This is a genomic window from Streptomyces longispororuber, from assembly GCF_014656095.1.
In the GTDB taxonomy this organism is placed as follows: Bacteria; Actinomycetota; Actinomycetes; order Streptomycetales; family Streptomycetaceae; genus Streptomyces; species Streptomyces longispororuber.
Genome location: NZ_BNBT01000077.1, coordinates 22277 through 37192, shown reverse-complemented (window position 1 = coordinate 37192; position 14916 = coordinate 22277). Strand labels below are relative to the sequence as shown.

Here is a 14916-nt window from a genome sequence, read left to right as displayed (position 1 = left end):
ACCCCGGCGGCCACGCCCGCGACGGGCACGACCGCCAGGTCGGTCCCGCCGAGCGCCCGCTCCCGGTGCAGCACCCCGACGGCCCGCCGCAGCGCCGCGTCGTCGCCGACCACGACGGGCCGCCGCGCCCCCCGCCGGAGCAGGGCGCGGGCGAACTCCTCGGGCCCCTCGGGCAGACAGACCTTGAGCGCAGCGCCCGCGCCAAGGACGTCCTTGGCGATGCGTACGGACTCGCCGTCCGCGCGCCGGGCGACCGGATCGATGATCACGACGAGGTCATCGCGCTGGTCGCTGGCCGACACGTGCGCCCTTTCTTTAGTCCTCGGGTAGCATCTTTGTGCAAGAGCCCCTTGCGCTATTGCGCCAGGGGCTTCGTCTATTCCGGGGCGTCCAAGGCACACCCACACCCGGCGGCGACGGCTCCCGGCCGTGGCCCTCGACCTTGGACATGCCCCGCCCGGAAGGGGTGTACGCCTGTGCCCGCACTCGTGCTGCTCGGTGCTCAGTGGGGTGACGAAGGCAAGGGAAAGGCCACCGACCTGCTCGGTGGATCCGTGGACTATGTGGTGCGCTACCAGGGCGGCAACAACGCCGGCCACACGGTCGTCGTAGGCGACCAGAAGTACGCGCTGCACCTCCTCCCTTCCGGGATCCTCTCGCCGGACTGCGTGCCGGTCATCGGAAACGGCGTCGTCGTCGACCCGTCGGTCCTGCTCTCCGAGCTGAGCGGTCTGAACGAGCGCGGCGTGGACACGTCGAAGCTGCTGCTCAGCGGTAACGCGCACATCATCACGCCGTACAACGTGACCGTCGACAAGGTCGGCGAGCGCTTCCTCGGCAAGCGCAAGATCGGCACCACCGGCCGCGGTATCGGCCCGACGTACGCCGACAAGATCAACCGCACCGGCATCCGCGTCCAGGACCTCTACGACGAGTCGATCCTGAAGCAGAAGGTCGAGGCGGCGCTGGAGCAGAAGAACCAGCTCCTCACCAAGGTCTTCAACCGGCGCGCCATCGAGGCCGGGCAGATCGTCGAGCAGCTCCTGGAGCACGGCGAGAACATCAAGCAGTACGTCGCCGACACCACGCTGATCCTCAACAACGCGCTCGACGAGGACAAGGTCGTGCTGTTCGAGGGCGGCCAGGGCACGCTCCTGGACGTGGACCACGGCACGTACCCGTTCGTCACCTCGTCGAACCCGACCGCGGGCGGCGCCTGCACCGGCACCGGCGTCGGCCCGACGAAGATCAGCCGTGTCATCGGCATCCTGAAGGCGTACACCACGCGCGTCGGCGCGGGCCCGTTCCCGACGGAGCTGTTCGACAAGGACGGCGAGGCGCTGCGCGAGATCGGCGGCGAGCGCGGTGTCACCACCGGCCGCGACCGCCGCTGCGGCTGGTTCGACGCGGTCATCGCCCGCTACGCCACGCGGGTGAACGGCCTGACGGACTTCTTCCTCACCAAGCTCGACGTCCTCACCGGCTGGGAGCAGATCCCGGTCTGCGTGGCGTACGAGATCGACGGCGAGCGCGTCGAGGAACTGCCCTACAGCCAGTCGGACTTCCACCACGCGAAGCCCGTCTACGAGATGCTGCCGGGCTGGTCCGAGGACATCACCAAGGCCAAGACCTTCGCCGACCTGCCGAAGAACGCGCAGGCCTACGTGAAGGCGCTGGAGGAGATGTCGGGCGCCCCGATCTCCGCGATCGGCGTGGGCCCGGGCCGCGACGAGACGATCGAGATCAACTCCTTCGTCTAGCGGGTACGACGGCTACGTCCGGCACGCACGGTTCCGCGGCCCGGTCGGCAGGGGGCTCCCGTCCTCCTGCCCGGCCGGGCCGTTGCCGAGTGCCCGGCAGATCCGCCGGACCGCCTCGGGCGGCGTCGGCAGGTCGGGACGGTACAGCCGTGCCGTCCGGTCCTCGCCGCCGGTGACCAGGGTCCGCCCGCCGGGGCCGAAGGCCACCGCGCGCACGGACTCGGTGTGCCCGGCGAGCCGGGCGCGGACGCGGCCGGTGGCCGTGTCCCACAGCCGCACCGTCCCGTCGGCCCCGCCGCTGGCGAGGGTGCGCCCGTCGGGGCTGAAGGCGACCGCGAGGACCGGGCCGGTGCGGTCGGTGAGGACGGCCCGCGTCCGGCCGGTCGCGGTGTTCCACAGGCGTACGGCCCCGTCGGCGCCGCCGGTGGCGAGGAGCCGCCCGTCCCGGCTGAAGGCCGTCGCCTCGACCGCGTCGGGGTGGCCGCCGAGCGTGGCGCGGACCCGGCCGGTGGCCGTGTTCCACAGGCGTACGGTCCCGTCGGCGCCGCCGGTGGCCAGGAGCCGCCCGTCGTCGTTGAACGCGAGCGCGAGGACCGCCGCGGAGTGGCGCAGCTCGGCCCGGGTCCGCTCCGCGGCCCGGTCCCACAGCCGTACCGTCTGCTGCTCGACCAGGGTGGCGAGGGTGCGCCCGTCCGGGCTGATCGCCGCGGCCGCGAGCACGTCCGTACGGTCGCCCGACGCGGCGCGCCGCTCACCGGTGGCCACGTCCCAGCGCCGCACCCGCTGGGCGTCGTCGACGGTGGTCAGGGTGCGCGCGTCGCGGCTGAAGGCGGCCGCGAGCACCGGCCCCGCACGGTCCTTGAGCACGGCCCGCGTCCGGCCGGTCGCGGTGTTCCACAGCCGTACGGTGCCGTCGGCGCCACCCGTGGCGAGGGTCGTCCCGTCGGGTCCTGGCACCACCAGGGAGACCGGGGCGGTGTGCCCGGTGAGGGTGGTGTGCGGGGTGCGCGGCGCCGTGTCCCACAGCCGGACCGTCCTGTCGTAGCCGCTGGTGGCGAGGGTGCGCCCGTCGCGGCTGAAGGCCACCCCGGAGACCGCGGCCGTGTGGCCGGTGAGGACGGTCCGCGTCCGGCCGGTGGCCGTGTTCCACAGGCGTACGGTCCTGTCGGCGCTGCTCGTGGCCAGGGTGCGCCCGTCGGGGCCGAACGCGGCGGCGGAGACCTCGGCCGCGTGCCCGGTGAGGACGGCCCGGGTCCTGCGGGTGGCGACGTCCCACAGCCGCGCCGTCCTGTCGTACCCGGTGGTGGCGAGGGTGCGGCCGTCGCGGCTGAAGGCCACCGCGGAGACCTCGCCCCGGTGGCCGGTGAGGGTGGCGCGCCCGCGGCCGGTGGCCGTGTCCCACAGCCGTACGGTCCTGTCGGCGCTGCTCGTGGCGAGGGTGCGCCCGTCGCGGTGGAACGCGATCCCGGAGACCTCGCCCTGGTGGCCGGTGAGCGTCGCGCGCGCCTTGCCGGTGACCGTGTTCCACAGGCGTACGGTGCCGTCGTCGCCGCCGGTGGCGAGAGTCTTCCCGTCGGGGCTGAAGGCGAGCGTGGCGGCCGTGTCGCCGCGGCCGGTGAGGGTGGTGCGCACGGTGCCGGTGGCCACCTCCCACAGGCGGACGCGTGCGCCGCCGCCGACGGCGAGGGTGCGTCCGTCGGGGCTGAAGGCCACCGAGTAGACCTCGCCCCCGTGCCCGGTGAGGTCGGCCCGCGCCCGGCCGGTGGCCCCGTCCCACAGCCGTACGGTCCCGCCGGCGCCGCCGGTGGCGAGGGTGTCCCCGGTGGGGCTGTACGCCACCGCGAGGACCGGCCCGCCGTCGGCGGTGAAGCGGTACCGCAGCGGCAGCTCCGCCGCGGCGTACAGGCTGCTCGCGGCCTCCGGGGTGGGGGCCGTGCGGTGGGCCCGCACGGCGAGCAGCGCCGCCCGGTCGGGGTCGCTGCCGAGCAGGGCCGCCGACTGCGCGGCGAGCTGGCGGGACTGGGCCACGCGCTGCGCGGCGCGGGCCCGGTCGCGTTCGCGCGCGCTGTCGCGGCTCTCCCGCCAGGCGGTCAGCCCGGCCGCCAGGACGAGGACGAGCAGCACGGACAGGGCCGCGGCGAACCGGCGCAGCCGCCGGGTGACCCGGGCCGCCGCCCGCTGCTCCCGGTCGCGGGCGGTGAGGCTCGCGGTGAGGAAGTCCCGCTCCAGGGGAGTCAGTTCGGGGTGCTCGTGGGCGTCGGGGAAGTGCTCCTCGGCGGTGGCGAGCCGCGTGCCCCGGTACAGCGCCCCGGCGTCGTGGCCCAGCTCCCGCCAGGCCGCGGCGGCCTCGGTGAGCCGCCGGTGGCAGCGCAGCCGCTCGCGGTCCTCGTCGAGCCAGGCGCGCAGGCGGGGCCAGCCGGTGATGACGGCCTCGTGGGCCAGGTCGACGGTGTCGTGGTCGAGGGTGAGCAGCCGGGCGCGGGCCAGCCGGTCGAGGACGTCCGTGGCACCGGCCGCGTCGAGCTCCGCGCGCGGCACGGGGCGGCGGGTGTCGGGGACGCCGTCGCCGGGGGTGACCAGGCGGAGCAGGACGCGCCGGGCGACCTCGCGCTGCCCGGCGGGCAGCCCGGTGTACAGCTCCTCGGCGGTGCGGGCCAGCGCCCCGGCGACCTCGCCGGAGGCCTCGTACGCGGCCATGGTCAGGGTGCGGCCCTCGCGGCGGCGCCAGGTCTCCAGGAGGGCGTGCGAGGTGAGCGGCAGGCCGCCGGGTTCGGCCGCGGTCTCCTCGATCAGCCGGGCGGTCAGGGCGCGTTCGACGAGCAGGCCCTGGGCGGCGGCCGGTTTCACGATGGCCTCGCGCAGCTCGGCGGGGCTCATGGGCACCACCGGCAGGGCGGCGTCGCGCACCGCACCGGCGAGTTCGCGGTGCTGGAGGCAGTGGCCGTAGAAGTCCGCGCGGACGCCGAGGACCACGCGCAGCCGCCGGTCCGGGTCGCGGGCGGCCAGCAGCTCGCCGATGAACCGCTCCCGTTCCTCCGCGTCGTGGCAGAGGGTGAAGACCTCCTCGAACTGGTCGACCACCAGCCAGGTCTCGCCCTCACCCGCCGCCGGGCCGAGGAGGTGCCCGTGCGTCTGTGCGGGCCGGGGTCCGGGGGTGAGGATGCGGATCGCGGCGGTCCTGGGCGCGCCGGGCCCGGCCTGCCGCAGCCGGGGGATGAGCCCGGCGCGCAGCAGGGAGGACTTGCCGCTGCCGGAGGGGCCGAAGACGGTGACCAGGCGCTGTTCGCGCACCAGGTGGAGCAGGTCGCCGGTGAGCCGGTCGCGGCCGAAGAAGCGGTCGCTGTCCCCGGCCTCGAAGCGGGCGAGCCCCCGGTAGGGCGGTTCGACCTCGTCGTCCCCGGGCGCGGGGAGCGCGGCCTCCGCGCGCCGGGCCTCGCGCCAGCGCCGCTCCCAGGCGGCCGGGTCGCCGCCGCAGGCCTTCACGTAGGCCAGCGTGACGGGCAGGGACGGCAGCTTCTCGCCCGCGACCGCGTAGGCGAGGGCGGTGACGGAGTACCCCGAGCCCTTGGCCATCACCCGGTACGTGGGCGTGCCCGCCTCGCGGCGCAGCGCGCGCAGCTCGTACGCGAACCGCTGCACCGGCCCCGCGTCCGGATCGATCGGCTTCTCCCGGCGTCCCACCGCGCCTCCCCCGCGTCCCACCGCGCCCTCCCCGCGTCCCAGCACGCCCTCCCCGCGTCCCAGCACGCCTCCCCGGCGTCCCACGGCGCCTCTTCCGGGCCTTGCGGGCCTTCTGTGTCTTCCGTGTCTTCCGTGTCGCGTGCCGGTGTGCGTGAGGGACAAGGCCTACACCGGGTGGCGGGGCCGGGCAAAGGGGCGCGCGAGCCAACTCGCACCCCTGTGAGGTGCGCGGGAGCCGCCTCAGATCCCCGTCACGGGTGTTCCGCCGGGCGTCTCGTGGCGCGGTTCTTTGTCCCGTGGCACGGGAGTGGGCTGCGGGACAACTCCGCGGCCGCTGGAATCGCTGCTGCACGGCCCGACCGCCGCCCGGCGACGGGGGCGGTGCCGACATGACAGCCGAACAGCCGACATACAGGGGGAATTCCCGTGCGCATGCACACCCGTATCGTTCCGCTCGCCATGACCACCGCGCTGCTGGCAGGGGGGACGGCCGCCATGGCGACCGGGGCGGCCGGCGCCGCGGAGCCGAAGGGCGACGTGACGGCCCAGTCCTGCTACGGCAGCGCCCGCAACTACACCGGTACGCCGGGCGGCCCCGGCCGCAACGCCCACTGGCCGGCCACGGGCACCTACGCCTACGCCACCAGGAACTGCACCGACATCAACCTGAAGGTCAACTACACCCGTGACGTGCGGGTCTGCTTCAAGAACACCGGCCAGTGCAACGGCTGGAAGAAGGCCAAGAAGGGCGTGTGGAAGGTGGCCGCCTCGAACGTGCGCGACGGCGCCGGCTTCTACATCCAGTTCAAGGGAGCGAACCGCAGCACCGGCAAGATCGCCTACTGAGGCGTCTCCGGCCGCTGGAAAGCGTCCTCGGCCTGGGCCGCAGGCGCCTGCGCCGACGGGGGAGCACAGGCGGAGGACTGATCCACGGGGCGCCGGGCCGACAGGCCCGGCGCCCCTCCGGCGTGTCCGGGCCCCCGGTCGCCCGGAGGCCCGCCCTCGGTCGCCCGGGGGCCCGCCCTCGGTGTCAGTCCTCGGCGTCAGCCCTTGGCGTCAGCCCTTGGCGTCAGCCCTTGGCGTCAGCCCTTGGTGTACGTCAGCGCCTTGCCGCCGTCCGCGTCGGCCCGGCGCAGCTCGCCGCTCGGCAGGACGGTGACGACGCTCGGCTTGCCCGGCTCGCAGGTCGTGGCGGGGCCGACCGTGACCTGGGTCGCGGAGATGCGCAGCTCGTCGTCGGAGGCGGAGGTCAGGGTGCCCTGGAAGACGCAGTGGTAGGTGCCGCCGCCCGCCAGCGGGCCGTCGGCGGTCAGCGACAGGACGGTGTCGCCGACCTCGCCCTGCTGGATGGTCAGGCGCCGGGTGCTGACGCCCGCGTCGCCGGTGAGCGTGCCGTTCCAGGTGCCGAGGAACTTGTCGGGCACGGTGCCCTCGTCGTCCGCGGTGGACGCGGAGGGCGTCGGCGAGGTGGGGCCCGCGGACTCCGAGGGGGTGCCCGGCGTCGTCGGGGCGCTGCTCCGGCGGCCCTTGTCGTCACCGTGGGCCTTCGGGTCGCCCTTGTCCTTCATCACCGCGTACACGGTCCCGCCCGCGCCGAGCGCCACGACCAGGGCCACGGCGACGAGCAGCACGGTGGAGCGGGTGCTGCGGCGCGGCGGGTCGAGCGGCGGCGGCCCGTACGGGGGCGTGACGCCGCCGGGCGGCTGCGGATAGCCGTACGCGGGCTGGGCGGCCGGCATCGGCTGCGCGGGCTGCGGGTGGCCGTAGGCGGGCGGGTGGCCGTGCGGCGGCGTGGCGGGCCGGGCGGGCGTGGGCACGGGGGCCGGGGGCGCGCCGCTGACCATGGTGGGCAGACGGTCGACGGAGCCCTGGCCGGGTATGCCGGGCGGGGGAGGAGCGGTCGGCGGCAGCGGGGCGTCCCCTTGCTCCGACGCGCCCGGCCGCACCGCCCCGGGCGCCGGGTCACCGTCCGGCCGGGTCCCGACCCCGGCCGCGGACTCAGACCTGGCCGCGGACTCGGACCCGGCTACGGACCCGGCCTCGGCCCCGGCCGCGGACGCGGGCCCGGTCTCGCCCTCCGGGTCCTCGACCTCCAGCAACTGCACCGCGTGCCGCCCCAGTTGCGCCACCAGGGCCCCCGGGAGCCACGGGTCGCGGGACTTGCCCTCGAAGAGGGTGTCCCCGGCCCCGGTGCGGTCCAGGACGTCGTCCAGGGAGGGCCGGTCGCCCGGTGCCTTGGCCAGGCAGTGCCCGACGAGCTCGCGCAGCGACTCCGGCACCCGCGCCAGGTCGGGCTCCTCCTGCGCGATGCGGAACATCAGCGCGTGCACGCCGCTGTTGGCCGTGCCGAACGGCAGCGCCCCCGTCGCGGCGTACGCGAGCACGGACCCCAGGCAGAAGACGTCCGCCGCCTCGGTGATCCGGTCGCCGCGCACCTGCTCGGGCGCCATGAACCCCGGGGAGCCGACGAGGGCCCCGGTGCGGGTGAGGCCTCCGTCGGTGACGGTCTCCAGGGCCCTGGCTATCCCGAAGTCGATGACGCGCGGCCCGTCGATGGTGACGAGGACGTTGGACGGCTTCAGGTCGCGGTGGATGAGCCCGGCGGCGTGGATGTCCTTCAGGGCGTTGGCGAGCCCGGCGGCCAGGATCTTCACGGACCGCTCGGGCAGGGGGCCGTGGTCGTGCGAGACGACGGCCTGGAGCGAGGGCCCGGCGACGTACCCCGTGGCGACCCAGGGGATCGCGGCCTCGGTGTCGGCGTCGAGCACCGGCGCGGTCCAGGCGCCGCCGACGCGCCGCGCGGCCTCCACCTCCTGCCGGAAGCGGCCGCGGAACTCGTCCTGCGCGGCCAGCTCCTCGCGCACCAGCTTCACGGCGACCGTGCGGCCCCGGCCGGACCGCGCCAGGTACACCTGGCCCATCCCGCCCGCGCCGAGCCGCGCGAGCAGCCGGTAGGCGCCTATCCGCTGCGGATCCCCCGGGCCCAGTTTCTCCATGGCCATCGCGGCGCCGTCCTCCCCCAGTTCCAGCCACTTCTCGGCGGCGACTGTGCGTGTCCCACCGTGCAACAGACCGAGGAGTCTACGGACCGCGCACACGGTCCACGGAGCACCCCTCCGGTCCGTATTAGCCCACATCATGGGCGCTCTTTCCGCAGCCGTCGACGGAATCTGTGACAGTTCCGTGAGACAGCGGGTGGCCCGCGAGGGTGACCGCACCACCAGGCAGGGCCTGGAGCCCACCAGCGGAACGACCCCGCGAGGCGGGAGCCGTCAGGCGTACCGTTCTGGGTGTCGCGTTCTGAACGGAGGCACCAGATGCCCGAGACCACCGACACCGCACCGGTACCGCAGCTCACCTTCGGCCAGCGCGTCCAGCGGGCCCGTACCCGTGCGGGCAGGACACGCGCCTACGTGGCGGACGTGATGGGCCACTCCGTCGAGTGGGTCAAAGCCGTCGAGAAGGGCGCCATCGGCATGCCGCGCCTGCCCAAGCTGGTGAGGCTCGCGCGGGTTCTCGGCGTCGAGGACCTCACCGAACTCACCGGGGACGACCGCATCGCGGCAGCTACCTACACCAAGGCCGAGCACCGGCAACTTCCCCTGGTCAAGCAGGCCTTGAACAGCTACCGTCTCGCCCCCGCCGACCGGCGGCCCGAGCCCGCCGAGGTGCTGGCCGCGAGGCTGCGCCAGGCGTGGAAGCTCTGGCACGCCCGGGATGGCCGGGCGGGGCAGCGGGGTGCGACCGAGGGCAACCGCACCCGCATCGTGCGGCTCCTGCCCGCGCTGCTCGACGACACCCGGCACGCCGCTCGGGTGCTGGAGGGCGCCGAGCGCCGCCGTGCCCTCGTGGCGCAGGCGGAGGCCTACCACCTCGCTCAGTTGTTCCTCAGCTTCCAGCCCGCCCCCGACCTCGTCGTGCTCACCGGGGACCGGGCCATGACCGCCGCGCAGGAGGCGGACAGCCCGCGCGCGATCGCCTCCGCCGCCTGGTACGTCAACCATGTCCACCGCGACGCCGGGGAAGCCGCGGAGGCCCGGGTCGACCTGGCCGAGCAGGCCGCCGCGCTGCTGTCCGGCACGGAGGACCCCGAGGACATCGCCCGGCGGGGGCTGCTGCACCTCGCCGTCGCCCTGTCGTACGCCAAGACCGGGCAGGCGGGGGATGCCTGGCGGTACTGGGACAAGGCCGACGACGCGGCGCGCCGGCTCGGCGAGGACTACGCGCACCCCTGGCTCATGTTCGGGCGGGGCGTCGTCGACGGCTACGCCATCACCATGCACAACGACCTGGTGCAGCCCGCCAAAGCGCTGGAGGTCGCCGAGAGCCTCGACCTGAACAGGATCCCGTCGGCGACGCGCCGGTGCTACCACCTCATCGAGACGGCCCGCGCGCACCACATGCTCGACGAGGGCGCCGCCGCCGTGAGCTATCTGCACCGCGCCTTCAGGGAGTCCCCGGAGACGATCCAGTACAACCTGCACACCCGCAGCACACTGCCCGAACTGGCGAAGGCGGGTCCGCGGATGGTGCGCGAGGACGCGGCCGACCTTGCCCAGGAGCTGGGCGTGCCCCTGTGAGGTGATCGCTTGACGGGTAGGGAACCTACCCCTTCGCCAAGGGGGAGGCTCCCTACCCCTGCCGCGTCACCGTCCGCCCTACGGTCGCCGTTGTGAGGCACAGCACCGTGACCGTGAGGGCAGTCGGATGACCACAGCGGAGAACAGAAGGCGCATCGGCGACTGGCTGGCGCGCGCCGACCCGGACCCCGACAACGTCTGGGCCCAGTGGAGGCAGCACGGCGTAGCCCTCATCCCGCTGGGCCGGCGCTTCGACGCGGTGCGTGTGTCGGCCGAGCGCGTGCACGCCGCGGTGGGCAGTGACCAGGTGCGGGCCGTGGCCGACGTGCTGGGGGCCTGGCTCGCGGGGCCCGTGCTGCGGGACCTGCGCAGCAGCCTCGGTCCCTACTACGTGCTCATCGCGCCGGGCGCCGCGTGGGACGGGGTGGAGGAGAGGCTCTCCACGGACACCTACCTCGGCGTCCCCCGTCCCGGCCACCCGACCGTGCTCACCCGCTGGATCGTCGAGCCCCGGACGCCCGGGCGGCTGTGCGACGCCCGGCATCTGCGCGCGCTGCTGCGCACGGCGGACCCGCTGCGGGCGGTGGTGCCGTGATGGCCGCCGACGCGTCCTCGCTGGAGCGCCGCGCCGAAGCCGCGTACCTGGTCTATCTGGAGCATCTGCGTACCTGCCCCCGCTGCGCCCTGGGCTGGAGGGAGCGGTGCCGCGGCGCCTTCTATCTGTGCAGGGGCGTACGTGACGCCCGGCAGGACGTGCTGTGGGCGGAGCTGCCGCCGCCCCGGCCGCGGCGGCGCCGCTGGTGAACCGGGCGCACCTCTACGGTTCCGCGGACTCCAGCCGCGCGAGCGCGTCCGACAGGTCCTCCAGGACCTGGGCCGTGCGGGCGAACTCCTCCTCGCCGAGCGCGTCCCGCAGCCGTACCGCCAGGTCCGCGTGGCCCGGCCGGATCCGCTCGACGGCCGCGCGCCCGGCCTCGGTGGGCCGCAGCAGCTTGGCGCGGCGGTGCGCCGGGTTCGGCGCGTACGCGGCGAGGCCGCGCTCCACCAGCAGGTCGGCGACGCGCTGTACGCTCTGCCGGGTGATGCCCATGGCGCGGGCGACACCCGCCACGGGCTGCGGCTCGCGCAGGACGGCGCCGAGCACCTGCCACCAGGCGGCGGTGAGCCCGGCGGGCCTGGCCAGCTCCTCGGAGACGGCGAGGAACTGGCCGTTGAGCCGGAAGACGCCGAGCGCGGTGCGGCTGAGCAACTCCTGCGCCGCGCGGGTGTCCTGCGGGGCGTGCGTGTCCTGCGAGGTGTGTGTTACCTGCGGAGCGTGCGTTTCCTGCGCCGCGTCGGGCTGCTGCGTCGTGTCGGGCTGCTGCGTCGCGTCGAGGGGCTGCGCCGCGCCGGGTTCCCGTGCCGCCGCGCGGGCGCCGTTCGTCGTGTGGCTCATGCGTTCAGCGTCTCGTACGCCGCCGGGTCCGAGTCGTGGAACAGGCGGTACCAGGCGTCGAGCTGCTCGCCCTCGAAGGCGCCCATGCGCTTGAGGACCTCGCGGGCGAACGCGACCGGCTCGGTGGGGCCCGCCGTGATCAGGTCGCCGTCCGTGACGGCGTCGGAGTCGACGTACCGCCCCGCGCCCGCGTACCCCGTCGCGTCCAGGTACATCGGCACGGCGCTGGTGTGCGCGCGGTCGTCGAGCAGCCCCTCGCGGGCGAGCCCCGCCGTGGCGCCGCAGATCGCGGCCACGGGCACGCCCGCGTCGAGGAAGGCCCGGGCGGCGCGGGCGAACGGCGCGAGGCCGGTGCCGGTGTCCCACAGGTCGGCGCCCGGCAGGATCAGCAGCTCGCTGTCCTCGGGGCGCAGCGCGTCGAGCGTGAGGTCGGGCTGGACGCGGACGCCGCCGACGCTGGTGACCGGCTCGGCGGTGAGGGCGACGGTGCGCACGGTGTGGCCGGTGCGGGCGAGGTACGCGGTCGCGTACCCGGTCTCCCAGTCGGCGAGCGTGTCGTAGACGGCGAGGTGGACGGCCTTGCTCATGGGGACCTCCGAGGGCCGGCGCCCGGGTCGTCCCCGGGCTGATGTAAGGATGCTGTCATTACGACAGTGTGCTGTCAATGCTCTCGCGACGCGCTTAACGCGCACGAGGAGTCCCCTTAACCCCCGCCTCCCTAGCGTCCGGGCCATGGACCTACAGACCCTCGCCGCCCACCTGGGGCTCGACCTCGCGGCCGTGGCGCTGCTGACCTTCGCCGTGTTCTATCCGCGCCACCGCAGGCGCGAGCTGGTGCCCGCGTACCTGGCCCTGAACGTCGCCCTGTTCTCCGTCGTCGCGGCCCTCTCGGAGGCGAAGGGCGGCGGCCTCGCGCTCGGGTTCGGTCTTTTCGGGGTGCTGTCGATCGTGCGGCTCCGCTCCGACGCGGTGCGCCACCAGGAGGTCGCGTACTACTTCACGACGCTCGTCCTGGGCCTCCTGTGCGGGCTCCCCGGCCTCTCCCTGCCGATGGCCGCGGGCCTCGCCGCCGTGCTGCTGCTCGTGATGTACGTCGCCGACCACCCGCGCCTGTACGCCCACGACCGCCGGGCCGTCGTGACCCTCGACGCCGTGTACCGCGAGGAGGACGCCCTGCGCGCCGAGCTGCGGCACCGGCTCGGCGAGCCGCTCGGCTGGACCGTGCACGAGGTGGACTACGTACGCGACCTCATGGTCCTGGAAGTCCGCTTCCGGCAGCCGGAACCCGCGCGGCCGTCCCGGTCGTTCGTACGGAAGACGTCACGACCGGCCCCACGCCTCAGCAAGGAGCTCGCGTGAACCCTGCCCTGCGTGCCCTCAGCCGCGCCGCGCTCGCCGCCCACCCCGTCTCGCTCGCCGAGCTGAACGCCCGCGCGGAGCTGCTCGCCCGCTACGACCACAGCTACCTGGTCCCCGTCGAGGTCTTCGAGGACTTCGCCGCGCTGCTCACCGACCCGCGCCGCCGCGGCGGCCCGTTCCGCGCCCTGAGCATCAACGGCCGCCGCAGCTTCGGCTACGTCTCGACGTACTACGACACCCCGGACCTCGGCACGTTCCACGACCACCGCCAGGGCCGCAGGCTGCGCTACCGCATCCGGGAGCGGGTCTACCAGGACAGCGGGGAGCGGCAGTTCGAGGTCAAGCTGAAGACCGGGCGCGGCGAGACCGTCAAGCACCGCCAGCGCATGCGGGGCGAGGAGCACGCGCTGGACGGCGCCCGGCGCGGCTTCCTGGCCGGGGTGCTGCGCGGCGCGTACGGCATCGAGGCGCCGCGGGCGCTGCGGCCCTCGCTGGTGACCGACTACCGCCGGGCGACGTTCGTGGCCGACGGCCAGCGCATCACCTGTGACGCCGCGCTCGTCGTACGGGACGTGGCGACGGGCCGGACGGCGGCGGCCGACAGCGGGCTCGTCCTGGTCGAGACGAAGACGCGCGGCAAGCTCACGGAGGCGGACCGGGTGCTGCACCGGTACGGGCTGCGGGCCGCGGAGTTCACCAAGTACTGCGGCGGCTTCGCGGCGGTCCGGCCGGAGCTGGGGGCCAACCGGTGGGCGCGGGCGGTACGGGTCGCGTTCCCGCGGGTCACGGGCCCGGGCGCGGAAACGTGAGGGTGACCCGGGTCGGGCCGTGCGCCACGGCGAAGGTGCCGCCCGCGTCCTCGGCCGTACGCCGGGCGATGTCCAGGCCGAGCCCGGTGGAGCCGCCGCCGCTGGCCCCCCGGGCGGTGGCGGTCGCCGGGTCCGGGGCGGGGAACCCGGGCCCCTCGTCGGCGACGGTCAGCCGGGCGTGCCCGCCGGGGGCGGCGTCGACGGTGACGCGGTAGGCGGTGCCCGGGGGCGTGTGGTCGAGGACGTTGCCGATCAGCGCGTCCAGGCAGGCCGCGAGTTCGTCGTACGGGACGGGTACGGTCACGGGTTCGGCGTGGCCGGGGGTGACGGTCTCGCCGCGGCGCCCCTGGTCCTCGGCCAGCGGCAGCCAGAACGCGGCGCGTTCGCGGGCGACGGCCGCCAGGTTCGCCCCGGGGGAGGCGCGCAGCGGGCGGCGCGCCTTGCGGATGACGTCGTCGACGCTGCGCTCCAGCGCCTCGACGTCCGCGGCGATGCGCCGCGCCTCCTCCGGGTCGCGCAGGCTCTCGGCGTCCAGGCGCAGGGCGGCCACCGGGGTGCGCAGCCGGTGGGCGAGGTCGGCGGCGTTCTCGCGGGCGGTGACGCGCTCGGCGGTGAGCAGGTCGTCGATGCGGGCGGCGAGCCGGTTCAGCTCGGCGGCGACGAGGCGCAGCTCAGGGGGTCCGTCCGGGGCGGCACGCGCCGACAGGTCCCCGGCGGCGAGCCGGTCCGCGGTGCGGGCCAGGCTCCGCGTGGCGCCCACGAGGCGGGCCCCGAGCCGGTCGGCCAGCAGCAGCCCGAGGAGGACGAGCCCGAGGCCGATGCCGGCGAGCACGAGCCAGGAGGCGAGCGTACCGGCGTACAACTGCCGTTCGGTGAGCGTCACGCGCACGACCGCGGTGCCGTCGGCGGCGCCGTGGACGGGGACCAGGACCTGCCGCCCGCCGGAGGAGGGCTCGTAGGTGAAGGCCCGCCCGGTGCGGGCGAGCCGCACGGCGTCGGTGACGGCGGCGGGCCCCGGCCCGAGGGCGGTCCCGTCGCCCAGGACCAGCGACGTACGGGGCAGCCCGGGCCCGTTGACGCTCTCGACGGTCTGCTCGGCGGTGGCCCGCTCCTTCCTGGAGGCCAGCGCGGGCCCGATGGCGTGGGCCACCCACTGGGCGCGCGCGGTGGCCTCGGCGGTGGCGCGGTCGGCGGCGTGGCTGCGGGTGAGCAGGGTGAGCGGGACGAGCAGCGCGGTGAGGACGAGGGCGGTGGTGGCGGCGGTGAGGAGCAGGAGCCGACGGCGCACGGGA

The 14916-nt window shown here is 75.3% G+C and carries 12 protein-coding genes and 1 pseudogene; 7 read left to right on the top strand and 6 right to left on the bottom strand.

Annotated features, from left to right (window positions below):
- Nucleotides 1–302: pseudogene (locus IE330_RS22720) on the bottom strand (diacylglycerol kinase); the annotation flags it as partial.
- A 174-nt stretch (nt 303–476) separates the two neighbouring features.
- On the opposite strand from IE330_RS22720, the gene IE330_RS22715 reads away from it, so the two are divergent.
- The gene (locus IE330_RS22715) at nt 477–1760 is read left to right on the top strand and encodes an adenylosuccinate synthase (RefSeq protein WP_190137936.1); all 1284 of its coding nucleotides are present in this window, start codon (nt 477–479) and stop codon (nt 1758–1760) included.
- A gap of 12 nt (nt 1761–1772) precedes the next feature.
- On the opposite strand, the gene IE330_RS22710 is transcribed toward IE330_RS22715, so the two are convergent.
- Complete coding sequence (locus IE330_RS22710; protein ID WP_190137935.1) at nt 1773–5441, bottom strand: WD40 repeat domain-containing protein; 3669 nt, start codon at nt 5439–5441, stop codon at nt 1773–1775.
- 432 nt (nt 5442–5873) lie between these two features.
- Here IE330_RS22710 and IE330_RS22705 point away from each other — a divergent pair, with 432 nt between their 5' ends.
- Nucleotides 5874–6287 carry a hypothetical protein gene (locus IE330_RS22705; RefSeq protein WP_229925843.1) on the top strand — a complete coding sequence of 138 codons (414 nt, stop codon included), beginning with the start codon at nt 5874–5876 and terminating at the stop codon, nt 6285–6287.
- Between the two features lie 236 nt (nt 6288–6523).
- Here the strand turns inward: IE330_RS22705 and IE330_RS22700 are convergent, their stop codons facing one another.
- Nucleotides 6524–8437 (bottom strand): serine/threonine-protein kinase, encoded by a 1914-nt coding sequence (locus tag IE330_RS22700; protein WP_190137940.1) that lies wholly within the window; start codon nt 8435–8437, stop codon nt 6524–6526.
- Nucleotides 8438–8758: 321 nt separating this feature from the next.
- Here IE330_RS22700 and IE330_RS22695 point away from each other — a divergent pair, with 321 nt between their 5' ends.
- From IE330_RS22695 to IE330_RS22685, 3 genes are all read left to right on the top strand, one after another.
- Entirely contained in the window at nt 8759–10021 is a 1263-nt protein-coding gene (locus IE330_RS22695) for a helix-turn-helix domain-containing protein (protein WP_190137933.1), read from the top strand.
- Nucleotides 10022–10148: 127 nt separating this feature from the next.
- A complete protein-coding gene (locus IE330_RS22690) occupies nt 10149–10616 on the top strand; it encodes a hypothetical protein (RefSeq protein ID WP_190137932.1) in 468 nt (155 codons plus the stop codon).
- Nucleotides 10616–10825, top strand: a complete 210-nt coding sequence (locus tag IE330_RS22685; protein WP_190137931.1) for a hypothetical protein — start codon at nt 10616–10618, stop codon at nt 10823–10825. The genes IE330_RS22690 and IE330_RS22685 overlap by 1 nt, the downstream gene beginning before the upstream one ends.
- A 13-nt stretch (nt 10826–10838) precedes the next feature.
- Here the strand turns inward: IE330_RS22685 and IE330_RS22680 are convergent, their stop codons facing one another.
- Both IE330_RS22680 and IE330_RS22675 read right to left on the bottom strand, forming a co-directional pair.
- Nucleotides 10839–11270 (bottom strand): MarR family winged helix-turn-helix transcriptional regulator, encoded by a 432-nt coding sequence (locus IE330_RS22680; protein ID WP_229925844.1) that lies wholly within the window; start codon nt 11268–11270, stop codon nt 10839–10841.
- 182 nt (nt 11271–11452) lie between these two features.
- Complete coding sequence (locus IE330_RS22675; RefSeq protein ID WP_190137929.1) at nt 11453–12043, bottom strand: DJ-1/PfpI family protein; 591 nt, start codon at nt 12041–12043, stop codon at nt 11453–11455.
- A 145-nt stretch (nt 12044–12188) separates the two neighbouring features.
- On the opposite strand from IE330_RS22675, the gene IE330_RS22670 reads away from it, so the two are divergent.
- On the top strand, nt 12189–12815 hold the full coding sequence (locus IE330_RS22670) for a DUF4956 domain-containing protein (RefSeq protein WP_190137928.1): 627 nt from the start codon (nt 12189–12191) through the stop codon (nt 12813–12815).
- Nucleotides 12812–13624: a VTC domain-containing protein gene (locus IE330_RS22665; RefSeq protein ID WP_190137927.1), complete on the top strand. Its 813-nt coding sequence runs from the start codon at nt 12812–12814 to the stop codon at nt 13622–13624. Before IE330_RS22670 ends, IE330_RS22665 begins: the two co-directional genes overlap by 4 nt.
- On the opposite strand, the gene IE330_RS22660 is transcribed toward IE330_RS22665, so the two are convergent.
- A complete protein-coding gene (locus IE330_RS22660; protein ID WP_190137926.1) occupies nt 13599–14912 on the bottom strand; it encodes a sensor histidine kinase in 1314 nt (437 codons plus the stop codon). The genes IE330_RS22665 and IE330_RS22660 overlap by 26 nt on opposite strands.
- Between the last annotated feature and the right edge of the window lie 4 nt (nt 14913–14916).